The following is a 17164-nucleotide window of genomic DNA, read 5'->3' as shown; positions in this document are numbered from 1 at the left end:
TTTCGGGTCCTTCACGCGCCAGTGAGGGATGGCCGCTCAAGCCCGAGATCTCGCGTCTCTCGCAGTGCGAACTTTGCGCTAGCACCGGTGCAAAAAGCTTTGCAATAATGCGTAACCTAAGGCTAGTAAGGCCGACGGAGCAGGAGGGGCTAAGCCTGCTCAAGCTCTTCGGGATGACGGAATAGTGCTGCGAGAAGCGCATGACTACTACAGCTAGAAAAGTCAGGAACGATGAGTGCTCAATCATCGCTCTCGACAGGTTTATCCAGGCGACACGAGATTCCGGCTACAAGGGCACTGCGAGTGCAATCTCAGAGCTTGTCGACAACTCGATTCAGGCCGGCGCAAACCGGATTGGCATCTCCATAAACGCAAAAGCGGGTGAGGACGACTCGAAGGTCATCGAGGTTTCAGTAGTCGACAACGGGTCAGGAATGGATCCATTCACTTTGCGCCAAGCTCTTAGGTTCGGTGGAAGCACACGGTTCGGTGACCGCAGCGGACTTGGGCGCTATGGAATGGGACTTCCGAATGCGTCGTTGAGCCAGGCTCGCCGCGTAACTGTGTTCACTTGGCAATCCGCGCGAGGCCAAAAGATAGGAATTGCTGGTTCTCGTAGGGCAAGCAATTCAGCGCCCCCGCAGGTCTACATGTCGTATCTTGATGTTGACGAGATAGTCCGATGCGAGATGGTGGAGGTGCCTCGTCCTAGCATTGTTAGAAAACTGCCGGGTGCGTGCGCAAGTCCTTCGGGAACGATTGTTCAGTGGACTCAGTGCGATCGACTCGATGCAAGACGGATCTCAACCATCGTTCGAAAACTCGAAAGTGAACTCGGCCGGCGGTTCCGGCATTTCCTCTGGAATGGACTCCGTCTCACGATCAACGGTGATGCCATTACTCCTATCGATCCCCTCTTCGTACATTCGGAGGCTCAGATATCAGGCGCGCAGTTGTTTGGAGATGAAATGCGCTACGAGGTCCGTGCCGACCCGGCAGACGCAAGCAAGACTGGATGGGTGCGCGTGAGGTTCTCTGAGTTGCCGGTACACCAGTGGCACAAGTTATCCAATGAAGACAAACGCAGAATTGGAGTGTCGAAAGGCGCGGGTGTTTCGATAGTTCGCGGAGGTCGCGAGGTTGACTACGGCTGGTTCTTTATGGGGAGCAAGCACCGCGAGAACTACGATGACTGGTGGCGCTGCGAAATCCAATTTGACCCGGTTCTTGACGAGGCGTTTGGCGTCACCCACACGAAGCAGCAGGTGCGACCACAGTCCCACCTACTTGAAGCTCTCACGCCTGACCTTGAGGCCACTGCTCGGGCACTGAGTGCGAGAGCGAGGAAGGCGCATCTGGCGGTCAAGACAGCAGAACGCTTTTCTGCGGCGGAACGAATTGCCAACGAGCGCGATCACTTGCTTCGCAGACTCCCGAAGAACGCCGAGCAAAGAGCTACGGCGCTCATGAAGGAACTAATCAAGCAACATCCTGCCTTGCGACAGGCTTTAGGCGAGGGGCGTTCTCGCTATACCATCATCGAAGCGACCGTGAAAGACACGAGCTTTTTTACTTACGCACATGACGGTGAGCGTTTGGTTTTGGTGCTCAACCCTGACCATCCGTTCAATCGAGAAATCTACAAGCCGTTGGCAGATGTGGACAGTCCACATGATCAACAGTTGCGGGCGAAACTGGAATTGCTTCTTCTCGCTGCTGCAAGAGCTGAGGCTATGGCCACAGGAAAAAGTGGAGCCCTCTCACGACATCGACTTGAGTGGAGCGACACGTTGGCAGCCTTCTTGAACGACAAGTGATCATTGCTGTGGAATCGGACTGGACAAAGATTGAACCGGACCTGAAGTCGAAATACTCGAGGGACGCATTTGTTTCGTATGCACGCGTGCTATCGAGAGCGGTGCGCGCCGACGCTCGCGAGAGCGCAGTAGAGGACGCTCGAGATGCATTCGTCGAGGCAACCACGGCCGCGCGGCGAATTGACAATCAGGCATTGCTCGCGTCCGGCTTGGTCCTTACAGATCTCGTAATTCAGGGTTGGGGTCTTCGGGTTCGTGGCGATCTCGTTGCCGTGCGCCCGCCATCGCCTGTTACAAGTGATCGAGATGCTGAGAAAGCGCGAATTCGAAAACAAGAGTTGGTGAAGCGTGATGCTCAACTCGTTCGACCCTCAGTCCAGAAGTTTATTCGATCGATGGAACGAACGCGTTCACACAACGGCGCGTTTGTATCAATCTTCTCACTGATGCGTGATGGCCGAGACCTCGCGGAAAAGCTGAACAAGGCTCGGGCGCATCTGACGAATGGATGGATGCAATGCTTGGCTGAAGCAATCGATCCATACCTTCAGTTTGTCGATACAAGAGAAGCTACCTGCTCGTTTACCGGTCTGCGTCTCATGGATATCTGGCGGTACTTCAGGCACACGTGGACAAATCAGTATACGAATGTTCCAGGGCGCACAATGCTATTTCTTGTGCGTGATCGTGCAGCGATGAACCATCCAATTATTGGGATCGGCGCGCTTAACAGCCCAGTAATGCAGATACGCGAGCGCGACGCGTGGATCGGATGGCATCCTGATGTGTTCCTAGAGAGAATCAGATCTGCCCCCACGCTTGAAATCGCTCGTTGGCTCGTCGGCGTGGTTGATGACGCGATTAATGAGATATATGTCGCGGATCTATTAGAGGATAACGTGATCTCGGCTCGAAGCCTGAGAAACCCTACTGAGGAAGTCATAGAACGGCTGATCGAGGAGGCTTCAACACAACGACGTCGTCATCACCGATACGCGCGTTCAAGAGATTACAGGCGCAAACGATCCGATATCGTTGACGATGGCTACTGGGTTACTCGTGCCCGGACGCACCTGTTTCGAAGCAAACGGGCATTGGCACTGGCGACATACCTTCGGGTGCGCAAGACTTTTCAGCAGGCTTTCGATACTCGACCCACGCGCGATAAGTTGTCCGGACTGGCAAAGACTGCTCAAGGCAGCGATGCGATCCGCCGAGTGCTTAAAAAGGCGAAAGGCGATCGAGTGGGGATTGCAGTTGCAGATATCGCTGTTTGCGGAGCGGTGCAGCCATATAACGCTGTGCTCGGAGGGAAGTTGGTTGCGATGCTGGCTGCGAGTCCCGAAGTGGTGGTTGAGTACCGTCGCAGATACTCTAGCGCCGAAAGTGAGATTGCGTCGTCAATGGCTGGTCGCGCGGTTGTTCGGCCCGCGAATCTGGTCTTTCTTGGGACTACTTCGTTGTATGGCATCGGTTCGAGCCAATACAACCGCATCAAAATTCCTTGCGAGCGTATCGATGGCCTTCCGGGCGAAGTTATCTGCTACAAGGAACTCGGCCGATCTGAGGCGTATGGTACCTCTCATTATTCCGATGAGACTGTTCAGGCGCTCGTTGACGTGGTTCAGCAGGCTGATGCTCAGCGTGTAAATAGCATCTTCGGTGAAGGGGGCAGTCCGAAGCTTCGTAAAGTACGGCAAGCTCTCGACATGCTCAACTTGCCTAGTTCGTTACTCCTCAGGCACCACCGTCCCCGCGTCATATACGGCGTCAGTCTCGTGCGGAATCTTTGCGAGACTTTGTTAGGACTCGCCTCCAAGCCGCGCTACTTGATGTCTCTAGACGATAGCCGCGCGTCAACGGCAAAGATCAGTGAGTGGTGGCGTGAGAGATGGCTGCGCAACAGGATCCGCTCAGATGACGTCCTCGGTCAGGTTGCTCGCCATTCCCTCGTCCATCCAATCGCACATGGCGCTCGTGTCATTGCGCCGAATTCAAATGGCCAAGAGGACTTCTTTATTGACGGGCCCTGAGCGTTCGACGGCACTTCGCGTGACATAGGTATCAGTTCGCGAATACCAAGGACTTGTGTGCCTCTGAAGTGTGACCCAGCCCTACCCAGACTGATGGTGTGGTGTGTGTAATTTGTGCGTTGTGTAATATAAAGCGTTCTGACAGCAATGGAGCGGTTTTGGTTGCCAGCCTCTTGGCGGACTGGCCTTCTAACTTCTGGATCGACCGTTGAGTGGGCATCGGCTTGCTCGCCTAATGGCGAAGGACAATAAAGAGCCGTGGAGTACGGTTTCAACAAGAAGCTGGGGAAGCTCGTCCACGCCGCGGAGGCGGTCCGCTGGGCGGACTACACATGCCCGACTTGTGGACATCCCGTCGAACTTCGCCGCGGACCAAACCTTGAATACTTCGCACATTGGCGTGGCATCGATGGAACTGAAGAGTGCGAACTTTTCGTGCCAGGTCATGGCGGTGCTAGTCACGGCTCGCACATAGAAAAAGCAGCTGAGACACAAGTAGAGGATGATCCCGCCGAGTTGGGGCTGATTCTCGACCACCTTGATGGAGATTGGGCCTTAGCTCTGAGAGTTCCTGAAATTCCGCGAGACGACATCGGCGATGAGTCCCTCGTTGCTCTCCGGACCGCAATCGTGGAGATCGTTACGGGGGCTGGTGTTGTTTCGCGCCTAAGCGGTCTCGATCTACGTCCGGGAGTTGGCGTCGGTCGTGTCTTCGTGCCGCCTAGCTTGCAAGAGTACCGAGCGCGTCCGATCGGGATCTGGCCACGCGCCGTTAAGAGCGAACGATGGAATCTTCGGTGCCCCCCACTTCAAGCTACCGGCGTCTTGTTTCGGCTCCGTAGGGGAGAGTGGACAAGGCTTGTCGCAGACTCCGCTGTCCATGCTGGCGAGACCATACTTGTGCTCGCCGAGGAGCGGTGTGCTCCACCCGACCGGACTGGGAGGCTAGAGCACGCACGGATTGCGAGCGGAGGCCTAACGTGGACGATCTGGGAAATAGCTCTTCCCGACAACTATGATCACGCCCTGTCCAATTGGTTGGCTCGGATCGGCCATCATTTTGTCTCTCGACCGTGGAGGTTGAGACTTGCCAATCCGCCGCGTGCCTACAGTGATCGAGGTGAGCCCATCTTCTGGCTTGGCGACTCCGCGGTATTCGAGGTCGAAGCGCCGAGCAATGATGCGGAGACGCTCGCCACCTTTGCCTTCGGTTCAAATTCTCAAGGCGCAAGCGTCAGAAGTGGTGAGGGAGATTTATCCCACATTGCTATCACGTCGCACACTACGGGGCAGACCCGTCTCTCTCTGGCAGACGAAAGAAGCGCAAGTATCGGCGTGATGTTCGCGCCGCGCCCACGAGACGCAACGGTTGCAGAGTTGCTTGCTCGCACACCGCGACTGCGCGTTCGCCTCGGCAAACTGTGCTTTGACGCTTGGCGGGCTTCAACGCACGTCATACGTGTTGATTCGAAAGCGCCTCCCGAGGTTGAGGTAGACCTTGGTCACGAAAACGCCCGGGCGCGCGTAGTGCTGTGGGAGCGAGGCCGACTGCGAAGCCAACGCAGCCTGTCAGGTCGAGAAGTTGCTGCAATCTTGCAACGTAGTCTCCAGTCTGCATCGCGCATTGAAATAGACGCAGAAAACTTCGGGCGTGTCGAGTTCACGCTAGCGCGAGCGTCTGTAAGTGATCGACATAAAGCTAACGATCGATTGGCTTGGCGTGAGCACGTTCTGAATGTGACCAACGACGTGTCTACAGGTGCGGTACACACAGTGTCGGGCCGTCCTCGACTGATTTCCGCGCTGGTCTGTCAGCCAGTAAGTGCCGCCGGATTAGTGCAATCTAGAATTGCGTTGAGGCGGCGCCGGCAGCCAAATGGCGGGCCACAATGAGAATCATTGGAGTAGTTCAATGGGCGGCGCGAGACAAGATTGGTGATCCCGTCGCGGGCGTCGTGCCAATTGTCGAAATCCAAGTCCCTGAATGGCGGCCTATCAACGCGGCTAAGGAGTTTCCATCGCAAGGCCAAGTGTTCTGGCATAACTCACACGCGGCAAACCAAGGCGCACTCATCAGCTTTCGACCGGAGCCGAATCCGGGCCAACGAGATGAGTTTAGGGTTATCGATGTGAAGCCAGCGATGGAGGTCATTGACCTGCGACTGCTTGGCGGCCCTGTCGAGGTCCGGGCTGCGCTCGTCGCTGGCGTGCACGTGACTGGCCCTGTCGGAACTTTGCGTGCGTTAGTCTGGTGCCAACCAGATGTGCTCGTGGGACCTGTTGAGATGATTCGGTCCCCCATGGGCATGCTTAGTCTTACTGGGTCCAATCTCGCGCGAGTGTCGACGTTCACGCATGGTCGCCCGCACAGCCTCCATATCAATGGAGTCGAGCGACTAGTTTGTATGGACGAGAGTACCCCGTCTGGCTACGTGGACTGGGACGAGGACGAGACTGTTCTGCGGCGCGGATTGGAGACGGCGGTCCGTTTGGCCAAGCAAGGTGGTCATGAAGGCGCGCAGACAAAGAAGCAGATTGAAGCTGCTGCGAGAGCGCTTGCTGCGCAAGGGATCGGGGTAGAGGCGCAACTCGATAAGTATCGCCTCGAACGCGCGCTGGCTCTTTGCGTGGACACAGAAGCGGTCGCCGGTCTTGCTCCGGAACTCGTCGGCGTGCTTTATGAACATCCGGCGATCAGATCTGGGATCGAGGAGTTGAATGTCACGATGCGCGCGCAGGTCGAGCGCAGCATTCGTGCTGAGATCGAAGGGCAACTTGAGGGAGAGAGAGTTGCTTTGCAGAAAATGGTTGACGCTCGCGCGTGTACATCATGCGAATTGGAAGCGGCGCTTCGTCAACTTGAGGCAGTGAGAAAGGAGCTTGAGACTCTTGAAGGTCGCCGTGACGAAGCATTGGCGGAGACTGAAGGCGCAGTACGACAACTGACACACCGCCAAGAAGAACTTGATGAGCTTCGGGGCAGGGCGGAAGCGGCGGCGCTCGATGCAGACGCAGCAGAGAATCGGGCGAAGCAAATCAGGGCTGAGCTTAGTGCGCTGAGCGCTGAGCAAGCCAAGGCAGTGGCCCGCACACAGGATCTGAGCGGCGTGAGCGGTGTTGAGCGAGATCGAGCATTTCTCGTTCATTCGGCTGGCGGGCGAGGTGAGGCGCTGAGAGACAAGGTTTCGCTTCAGCGCGCGTTGACGACTGCCGCGCGGGCATCGGGAATTGACCCAGCTGTAATGTTGCCACTGCATGCCGCCGTGGTTGCTCGCCTAATGCCTGTTGCCCTTGGTTCCTCTGCGCTCTCGCTGATGAGTACGTATGCGAAGGCGGTCTGCGGTGGGCGCATCGCGGTGATTCATGTATCTCCTAGTGTCATTCAGCTACGTGACATTGACGTAGCTTCCGGCAACGGAATTTTCGCCATCGCCGGGGCGGATCGAGAGGTCGACGGCCTGTCGATACTTTTATTAGAAGGGGCGAATCGGTCTCCGCTCGAAGCGTCCGTCATACCCATGCTGCAGTTGGACGAGATTGCGCCTATGCGTATCTCAAGGACGCCAGGGATTCGCGTAGCAGCGACCTTCATTGCTGGCGCAACAACAGTACCTGTCTCACCGCAGGTATGGAGCCATGCGGTTGCTATTTATCCAGATCCGACGATCCCCTTTCAGGGGGAATCGGCTGCCGGCGATGTGGGTCTGTCTAGCGAACTTTTGACATTCGGCGATGTGCCGACGGCGGAAATCGAGGAAATTCTCAACACATGGCCAGATTGCCAAGATCTGAAGCCTGCGCTTACACGCTACGGATCAGCGCTTTCCCGGTTCTTCCCTGCCGAAAGGGTAATGGAGGATCTCATTCAGGGTTTAGTTCTCCCCTATGTAGTTACGGCACTCAGCCCTGATGACCAGGCGCGCGCACTCGATGGCGCAGGAACGCTGAATGAGCCCGCGGTAGCTGCTATTCGACGTCTGCGAAGGACTATCTGCTAGTGGGCTTGGAAATATACGACCCGCGGCAGGGTGCTCAGGCAGTCCGGCGTGAGTTGCGCCTAGATCAGGAATGCCCTCCGTTCGAAGCATGCTTCGAGCTAATCCGGGCAACAATTTGGAGTCTGGCAAAGCCACCCGAAGCGGTTCACATCGGCAGAATACTGAGTGTTGCACTTCCGGCGTGGCGCCTGCTGTCGAAACAACCACGAGGTACCAGTGAGGCTCTTCGTGCGGAACTAAGAGAGGCTCTCTCAACACTTGAAGTTGCGGGTGACCTTGTCGAGTTAGCCGGAGGCTACTGGGCGTCCGCTACAGCACGGTTTGTTAAACTTCCTGAAGGCGCCGGCTATTTGCTTGTTGGCGGCGTTCCGACCAGTGCGCTCCCTCCTCTCCAAAATCCCATCGAGTATCACGGACCGCATCGTCACTTCTCGGGACTGCCAAGCCAGCTCAACGGGTTGCTGCCGGTAGAAGACCTATTCTCATGGGCTCGATTACCTCAATCTACGCTCGAGGCGTGGGCCGCAGAGCTTATCGCTTCGCTTGAGTGGCAGTCGTTCATGCCCACGAGTACTGATGCATTTGAGTTCTACGTTCCAACTGCGTCGAGTGCCGGCACTCCTCAATTCAAACGCTGGTCGAATGCAATGCCGCGTAATGAACACAGGCTGCTTGCCCGGCGCGTTCGGATCTATGGTGCAAGAGAGTTTCGGATGATCGAAACTTCTGGGGGACGAATAGCAAAAGTGTGTGACCTCCAAGGTCTCGACGTCCGACGCCTCATGTATGCACTCGATCATTCGTCGCACAACCAAGTTCGCGCGCGCACCTGCAGAATCGGCTCTCGCGCAGAGTGGCACTTTACTAGTGAGTTACCGCGCGCAGAACGTCGGGTACTCGCTGCAATTGGGACGCTAAGCATTCCAGACGAACGACCTTACGAGCGCGTATGGACTATCACCCGCAATCAGGATCTCGCAACAAGGATGGTGCAAGACCTAGGAATTAGGATTATCTCGACAGCGGAGAAGAACTAGACCATGGACATTCAGGTTGAACTTGGCGTCAATGAAGTAGCCAAAAGAATTCACCTGCGGCTGCGGCGGTATCTTGAGGCTCAATATCACATTCGCAACTCCGCTCTGATCGAGGAGCGGCGAATGCTGTTGGAAGAGCCCGGCGGCATCTCTCAAAGGCCGTACGTTGAGGTCACCCCATCGTATTCCGTCCTTGATAGTTTCTCGGGTCTGAACGCTCCCGCGCCGGTTGTCGAACTACTCCAAGAGTTGGCGAGTTGGAAGCCGAGCATCGGCGTCTATCCACCATATCGACATCAAGCCGATGCAATCGAGCAGTTCTTTTCGAAAGGATCTGACGGTGACGACTTGGTTGTCGCCACGGGCACAGGCTCCGGAAAGACTGAAACGTTTCTCTACTCGATTCTTGGTGCGCTCGCACTGGAGGGCATTGAGCGCCCTGATTCCTTTAAGCGCCACGGCGTTCGCGCACTGCTCCTTTATCCAATGAATGCGCTAGTCAGTGACCAGACTGCCCGTCTTCGGCGACTGGTCGGTGATGAACGACTCGCGAACCTGATGGAGACGCGCTGGGGAAGGCGTCCGCGTTTTGGGATGTACACCAGTCGCACCCCTTATCCCGGTGTGCGTGCCGGCACAAAAGACCAGCGTCATCTTGACACTCTGCTCGGGTACTACGAGCAACTTCAAACATCAACAGACGCAGAGGACCAGGTGCTAGTTGCGGAGTTGAAGTCCCGTGGCAGATGGCCTGCGAAGGACGTGGTCCGCTTCTACGCACGTGAACTCGAAGAGAAGGTGCTGGTGAAGAGCGGAAAGCGCGCTGGGCAGGAACAGACGCGACACCACTGGGATCGCCGCTTTCGAACTCAGCCTCAAGATCGCGAGCTGTTGACGCGTCATGAGATGCAAGTGCAGGCGCCTGACATCCTCATCACGAACTACTCGATGCTCGAGTACATGTTGCTACGACCTATTGAGCGCCCGCTGTTCGAGCAAACGAGGGCCTGGTTGAGTGCCGATCCGGACAACCAATTCGTGTTGATCCTCGACGAGGCTCATATGTACCGTGGCGTAGGCGGTGCTGAAGTCGGCCTTCTCATTCGGCGTCTTCTGTCGCGGCTGGGCATAGGGCGCGAAAGGCTTCGCTGTATCCTCACAAGCGCGAGTTTGGGCTCTGGTGCGGCAGCGGAAAAGGCGGGCCGAGACTTTGCGAATGAACTGACGGGGAGGGCTGCCGCGAAAAGTTTTGCCATCGTAAGAGGCACCCGAGAGGCAAGGTCCGGTGCTCGTCCGGGTACTTTTACGGAGGCGAAAGCCTTGGCAGTGGTCAGCCCGGCAATCCTTGCGGCAGCTGGATTCGTCCCTGGAGAAGCCACTGCCAACTTGAGGGACGTTGCTGTTCGCCTAGGTTGGAAGGAGCCGCCTGCATTCGATGGAAAGAATGGCCTCGCAACGCGGCAACATATATGCGGCAGCCTCACGGGATTCGGACCGCTCGAATTGCTTCTCGAGGAAGCATCTGGGAATGCAACTGAGTTCGCAGCACTCGCGCGAACGCTGTTCCCAGAAAGCCCGGAACACGCGGAGCGTGCCACGGACGGGCTTTTGGCGCTCGGAACATTTTCCCGCCGAACAGAACGAGGTCGGGAGGAGCAGCCGCTCTTGCCAACTCGCGTTCACTTGCTGTTTCGCGGATTGCCGCCGCTGTATGCATGCATAAATCCAGATTGCACAGTGCGCCGCATTCCAACGGAAGAAGCCTTATTGGGTCGTTTATATACAGAACCGCTGACCCAGTGCGAGTGTGGAGGGCGCGTATTTGAACTTTTGACTCATAGAGACTGCGGAGCGGCTTACTTACGTGCTTTCGGCACCAGCGCCCACCCCGACTTCTTGTGGCACGAACGAGGCGGAAAGCTACTAGACTTTGGTGCTCCTCTACACGAACTGCATTTGTATCTTGAGGAGCCCCATCCTGAGCAAAATGACGCAGTAGCTCCGATGGTGATCGATGTGCAGACGGGACGCGTGCTCCCAACTACGACCCAGGACACACGCGGGACGCGGCTGTGCTATCAGGCATCGACGCCGGCCGAAAAGATTCCCAACACGAGTACGTTCGCTTCATGCCCAGCCTGTACTCGCCGGACGCAGTCTGGCGGCTCATCACTGAAGATTATGGATCTTGCGACCAAAGGTGAGCAGCCATTCGCAAATCTCGTCCGTGAGCAGTTTGTCTCCCAGTATGCTACGAAGGCCGCCAGCGAGAAGCATCCAAACGAGGGCCGTAAGACGTTGCTGTTTAGTGATGGTCGGCAGAAGGCGGCACGGCTTGCGCGCGATCTACCGCGCGAAGTGGAGCGCGATTCATTCCGAGAAGCATTGACTCTTGCTTGCAATGCTCTGTCGACTCTCCCGAGTCCACAGATGGCAACTCTCGACGAGACGCTATACGGCGCGTTTGTTGCCGTTTGTGCGCGCTATCATCTTCATTTCTTCGATGGAGCCGACCAAAAGGCACTACTAGAAGAGATATCACGGTTTCGCAAGGACTATGACGATCTTGATGTAGCTCTTGCGAATCATTGGCGCCCGACACCGCCCACGCGATTTCGAACGGCCTTGCTGCGGCAGATCGGAGATCCTTACTACTCGCTAGTTGCAGCCTGTGCTGCGGTTGTCGAAGCGGCGCCGCCAAAGCTTCGATTGTTGCATAAGCGGATGGCAGGAATCTCAACGCCAGCTGTCATTGATGAAGTGGCGAATGCCTGGTTGGGAGAAATGATCGGTGCCTACGCTTTCGATCCAGCTCTTAGCAAGGACGGACGCTTAGATGAGTTTCACTGGTTCAATCCTATTCGGCCAGCGGATGGACACAAGCGTTTCTTTGAGCCTATCCGCACGCGCCTAGGGCTGTCGTTACCTGATGTCGCCCGGTTTCGAGAGGAACTCTTCGACGTATTCACTCGCGAGTCCATTGCTGGAGATGATTCCGGGCGTTTGGTCGTGACCGATGGCGTGATAATGCGCTTAGCCCTTGAAGAAACGTGGCTCCAATGCGTCGTGTGCGGCCATTTGCAATTGAAGCCAGTGTTCGAGGCATGTGGGGTTTGCGGGCTCAAACGGTTAGAGGCGAGGCCGCCAGAGCACGAGTATATGCGCGCCAGAAAGGGCTTTTTTCGCGAGCCTCTTCGCGCGGTTTTGCGTGGAGATCGCCCGGTCCACATCACCGCGGAAGAGCATACCGCGCAACTTTCTCAGCGCGATGCAGGCGTCGTGTACGCCACAACCGAGGAATTCGAGCTGCGTTTCCAAGATGTGCCGCTGGGGCCGGAGAAGCCTCCGGTGGACGTCCTCAGTTGTACGACCACAATGGAAGTGGGCATCGATATCGGCTCTCTTTCAGCAGTTGGGCTTCGAACGGTCCCTCCCCAGCGTGAGAATTACCAGCAGCGCGCCGGGCGTGCGGGACGGCGAGGAACTTCAGTGTCGTCTGTTCTAACGTTTGCTCAAGGCGGTGCGCATGACGCACACTACTTTGCGCACCCGCAGGCGATAATTAGCGGTGCGCCGCGTGAGCCAAGACTGAAGACCGACAATCCTCGACTCGCGATTCGGCACGTCAACTCGCACCTACTCCAAACGTTCTTCCATTCTCGGCTCGACGCGCTCAGTAAAGAGGAGCAGGAAAAAATTGCCGCGAGTCGACCTGGCATCATGAGCGCATTTGGCTCGGCCAGTGAATTCTTCGAAGGTGCGAGCGAGTTCTCGTTTCCCGATTTTGATCTCTGGATGAGAACCGCAGTACTCACGCCAAGAAGCCGCATAGTTGAAGAGGTGGCAAGTTGGTTGCCACCGGCCATCTTTGGAGACGATGATGCCGACAAAAGGCGAAAGTTTGTCCGTGAGGTCGCAGATTCACTGCTCCGTGATTTGAGTGCGATTCGGGACGGGCGGACCCAGTCGCCTGCGCCGGACGACGCGAATGATGCGTCGCGCGACGATGAGGACGGTGGGCTTCTCGATCTGTTCTTCGATCGGAGCCTCTTGCCTTCCTATGCATTCCCAACAGACTTGTGCGCGTTCACGATTCAGCAATGGGATAAGAGCAGATCGCCGTGGCGCGTAAGCGTCGCCGAGCGACCGCAACTAGCAAAAGGGCAGGCACTCAGCGAGTACGCTCCAGGGCGTCTGCTAGTTGTAAAGAAGGAGACTTATCGTGTCGGCGGAATCTTCATCGATGGGCCCCCTTCAGCCAGTCCAGCGACTGCACTGTTCGAAAAGCAACTGAGCCGCTATGTCGGTTGTCCGCGTTGCTCTTTTGTTTCGATCGAGCTTGGAAATGCGGTTAACAGGACAATTGAAGGGTCGCCTTGCCAAGTCTGCAAGACGCCGCTGTTCGTGCGCGAGTATCTTGATCCGCCAGGGTTCTCGCCGGAGAAAGGAACTGCACTTCGAGAGGGTGATCGCGAACAAGACATCACCTTTGCCTCTTCGGCTCAGCTTCCTGAAATAGCCGGCCGCGATGAGTTCGACTGGAGGCAGGGTGCGGGCGTAAACCTCAGTCACGCCTACGGCGAAGACGTCCTTCTCGTGGTCGCGAACAAGGGAAAGGATGCGGCCGGCTTCAGTGTCTGCGAGAGCTGCGGAGCTGCGTGGATTGATGGCGATGAGCCTGACAGCACGCATGATCGCCCGTTTCTCGTGCCGCGACACATCCTGGAGCGTGACAAAGCCGCAAGCAAGTGCAATGGCGACGTGAGACGTGGACTGTTTCTGGTACACGACTTTCGAACCGACCTGATGCTGCTCCGAGGTGTGTTTCGCAAGCCGCTCGATTTCATTCCGGATCGGCCTTGGCTGCACGATGCCCTTGCGACATTCGCTGAGGCGTTATCGCTTGGAGCGAGCTTGCATCTCGATATTGATCCCGGTGAGTTATCTGCCGGATATCGACTCCTTCCTCCGCTTTCGGACGGAGAGCAAGGCGTCGCCGAGGTGTACTTGTTCGATACTGCGTCAGGTGGAGCGGGTTACGCCGCCGATGCGGGAAAGCAACTGCAGAGTGTGCTTGATAAGACTGAAGAACTATTGCGTGAGTGCCCAGGTAAGTGCGTGCGTTCCTGCACAAAGTGCCTTCGTCACTATGGCAATAGATTTCTACACGGACGACTCGATAGACGGTTGGCACTGCAGTTGCTGCGTTTTTTTCGAACAGGTGTATCCCCTACTTTCGCTTCGGCGGATGACCAAGCTCGCGCGTTGCGGCCGCTTGCACGCTTTCTCGAACTCGAAGGCTGGGTTACTGAAACGGACGCGAGCGGAGCTCTACGCTGTACTGGTGGAGCACGGGCGGTGACCGTAGGCATCTATCCTGCTTTCCTTGCATGCGAACAGGCGGAGATCGATCATCCGACCAAGTCGTCACCGAATGCACCTAGGATGCTTTTACCGGACTACCTTGTTGAACAAGATCTTCCGTCCGCTTACCAAATAGCAACGGGACTTACGAGCGCACCGCGCACCGCTCGACATGCGGCGGCCGATCAGCCGATCGACGGTCACCCCGTAAGCTTGCCGGTGAAGGATTTGCGACGGGCTGCTGCCTCTACAACTAACGGTACGGTTCGTCTGATCTCGAACGTCTCCCTGGATGGTAGTGCCTTCGCAGTTCGTGTTCCCAGCCCAGGGTTGGACAAGGTGGGATACGCGGCCGGTAGCTGGATCGTTGTTCGTCCAGTTTCAAGTTCCGATCTACGGCCCGACGCATGGGTAATCGTTCTTCGTTCGCGCGGAAAATTTAACGCGACGGGGGCGGAATGGACGATAGCGCACATTAAGGAGTTGTCTACCGAAGACAGCGGGAAACGGTTGCAGATTTCTTACGGGAGCGCGGTCGACAAGAAGTTCAGGCCAGAGCGGCTTGATCAGGCAGAGTTGACGCTCGCGGCCACTATTGTGTGCCATGCGGTCGAGGCGCCCTGATGGCCCGGTTCATTCCGGATGTCAGATCGGAAGATATTGCGCACGACTCGGAAAGGATCGTGTATGACGCACTGCGAGGCTTGCCAGCAGGATTTGTCGTACTCCACTCCTTCCCGTGGCTGCGACCCAAACGCGACATTGCGACTGAGCCGTTGCGCGAAGGTGAAGCTGACTTCGTCATCCTTCATCCCGAGCGAGGCCTTCTTATCTTAGAAGTCAAAGGCGGGAGTCCTGAGCTAAAGGGCCGCAGTTGGTTCCGAGCAGGAAAGGAGCTACGCGATCCCTTTGAACAGGCGAAGCGCAGTCGTTACGCGCTTCTGGACGCGATTGAGGAGCGCACTCGAAAGCGAATACATCGCGGACTTTTTGCTCACGGTGATGTGGTTGTCTTTCCGCACATAACCTACAAAGGGATGCTTCCGACAAATGCCAGCCCGAGAATTCTGATTGATGCGCTTCAAATTCCGTCGATGGTTACCAAAATCGAGGAGGCCTTTACTGCATGGGCCCATAGGGCAACACATCTGACTACCTCGCAGTTTTCGGAGCTGATCGAGGCTCTAATGCCGAGGTTGCGCCTAATGCGTTGCGCCGCCGCGGAGATCCGTGCCGAGCACCAACGCATCGTTCAGATCACGCTCGACCAGCGAGAAACTCTGCTTGGACTCCTTGAAAATGAGCGCGTGCTTGTCGAGGGAACCGCCGGCTCAGGTAAGACCTTGCTCGCACTTGAATTCGCTTTGTCACTCGTTGAGCGAGGGGAGCGAGTATTGCTGCTTTGCTACAACCGCCACCTGAGCGCCTGGCTTCAGGAGCAGGCGAAGCACGATCGTCGCGCTCAGGGCGCAAATTCTCTGCTTCATGTTTCTACGTTCCATGCACGCGCCCGCCTACTTGCTCAGAGGGCACGCGTGGACTTCGATGTTCCGAATGAACGAGAGCAGGACTTCTGGGATAACGAGGTTCCCCTGATCATGGAGCAGGCTGTAGAAGTGCTAAAGGCTCGTGGACAACCGGAGGCGTTTGACGCGGTGATTGTTGACGAGGCGCAGGACTTTGCTCCCGATTGGTGGGTCTCAATCGAGTCGCTGTGTCGAATGGCACAACCCGGAAGGCTTTATGCCTTCCTGGACTTGAAGCAGAGCCTTCGAGCCGTATCCAGGCTTCCTCCTGTGCAATTTCCGGCGCGCTTCAAGCTCAGCACAAATTGCCGTAACACAAAGGCAATAGCGCGAAGTGGCGCCTCGCTCGCGAATGTGGAAGTGCGCCTCCTCCCTGGCTCACCTACAGGAGATTCTCCTGCTGTTCGTCGTCCACCATCGCAATCGGCTGACGCTGGATTGGTCCTTGCCGAGGTAAGGCAGCTGATGCAGCAGGGCGTCGAACCGCATCAGATCGCACTGATTGGTCCCGCGGCTCAGGCAAAGAGTTCACTCGCTCGTCACACGGAGGTTGAAGGTGTACCGTTAATTGACGATCCAATTGAGTGGCGTCGCGGAGCGGGCATTCTCGTTACCACTGCGCGAGCGTTCAAGGGACTCGAGACGGATATCGTTGTGATCTACGGCGTATGCGATTTCGCGCCGCTCTTTACGAAGTCAGATCTGTACGTCGCCTGGACACGTGCTCGCCACCGGCTTGTTGTGATCTGTCAGTCGGGAGAGATCCGCTTGAGTGTTGAGGCGGCACTCGCCGATGCTGAGCGTGTGCTTGCGATCGACGGTCAGCAGTTGCCAATTGTTAGCGAATCGTAGATTCGTAGCGACTAAACTGCAGATCGATCAGGAGGACTCGATCAGCCATTGCTGTGCAACTCCAGATTTCATTTTAGTTGTCGTTTGCTTGTTCTGGTCTAACGATACGAAGGAAGAAGAGTAAGCGTCCGCCCATCACCCTCTAGCCTGACGCAAGTGGTCACGCATCATGTCGCTTGAAGCGGCAAGAGTGTACGTGTCCGCTTGAGGTTCAGATGGACATTACAGCCAAGCGTGACGAAGAGACGACCGGCGAGCGTGCGTGGCGCCGGATGCGCACCCTGCAAGAGAAGCAGGCCATGGTGCTGGAGGCACTCCAGCCCGGCAGCTCAGTGGCTGCCGTGGCCCGCAAGCACGGCGTGAACGCGAACCTGCTGTTTGGCTGGTTGCGCCTGCACCGAAGCGGACTGCTGAGCGAACAGCGACATGCCAAGCCACCGCCGCTGCTGCCGGTGAAGATCGCTACGCCGACGTTAACGCCGACTGAGCCGGCGGCAACTCGCGGTGAGGGCAAGCGCACCAGGCGCCCGACAGATG

General features: G+C 56.7%; 5 protein-coding genes and 1 pseudogene. All 6 read left to right on the top strand.

Features of this window, described 5'->3' with window-relative positions:
- Positions 1 to 200: 200 nt before the first annotated feature.
- Positions 201 to 1817: an ATP-binding protein gene (locus tag JM946_RS20530; RefSeq protein WP_203169246.1), complete on the top strand. Its 1617-nt coding sequence runs from the start codon at positions 201 to 203 to the stop codon at positions 1815 to 1817.
- On the top strand, positions 1814 to 3850 hold the full coding sequence (locus JM946_RS20525; RefSeq protein ID WP_203169245.1) for a Druantia anti-phage system protein DruA: 2037 nt from the start codon (positions 1814 to 1816) through the stop codon (positions 3848 to 3850). Before JM946_RS20530 ends, JM946_RS20525 begins: the two co-directional genes overlap by 4 nt.
- A gap of 2405 nt (positions 3851 to 6255) precedes the next feature.
- A complete protein-coding gene (locus JM946_RS20520; RefSeq protein WP_203169244.1) occupies positions 6256 to 7848 on the top strand; it encodes a coiled-coil domain-containing protein in 1593 nt (530 codons plus the stop codon).
- Positions 7849 to 8888: 1040 nt separating this feature from the next.
- Entirely contained in the window at positions 8889 to 14873 is a 5985-nt protein-coding gene (locus JM946_RS20515) for a DEAD/DEAH box helicase (protein ID WP_203169243.1), read from the top strand.
- Positions 14873 to 16627: a DNA/RNA helicase domain-containing protein gene (locus JM946_RS20510; RefSeq protein WP_203169242.1), complete on the top strand. Its 1755-nt coding sequence runs from the start codon at positions 14873 to 14875 to the stop codon at positions 16625 to 16627. Before JM946_RS20515 ends, JM946_RS20510 begins: the two co-directional genes overlap by 1 nt.
- A 266-nt stretch (positions 16628 to 16893) precedes the next feature.
- Positions 16894 to 17043 (top strand): annotated as a pseudogene (locus tag JM946_RS31780) (transposase); the annotation flags it as partial.
- Positions 17044 to 17164: the final 121 nt, after the last annotated feature.

The sequence above is a fragment of the Steroidobacter gossypii genome, from assembly GCF_016801985.1.
Lineage (GTDB): Bacteria > Pseudomonadota > Gammaproteobacteria > Steroidobacterales > Steroidobacteraceae > Steroidobacter > Steroidobacter gossypii.
Note: the sequence above shows the minus strand (reverse complement) of the source record. Positions and strands in the feature narration are given on the sequence as shown.

Coding starts and splice junctions, on each gene's coding strand:
- JM946_RS20530 (WP_203169246.1), top strand. CDS start 201: ATGACTACTACAGCTAGAAAAGTCAGGAACGATGAGTGCTCAATCATC.
- JM946_RS20520 (WP_203169244.1), top strand. CDS start 6,256: ATGGACGAGAGTACCCCGTCTGGCTACGTGGACTGGGACGAGGACGAG.
- JM946_RS20515 (WP_203169243.1), top strand. CDS start 8,889: ATGGACATTCAGGTTGAACTTGGCGTCAATGAAGTAGCCAAAAGAATT.
- JM946_RS20510 (WP_203169242.1), top strand. CDS start 14,873: ATGGCCCGGTTCATTCCGGATGTCAGATCGGAAGATATTGCGCACGAC.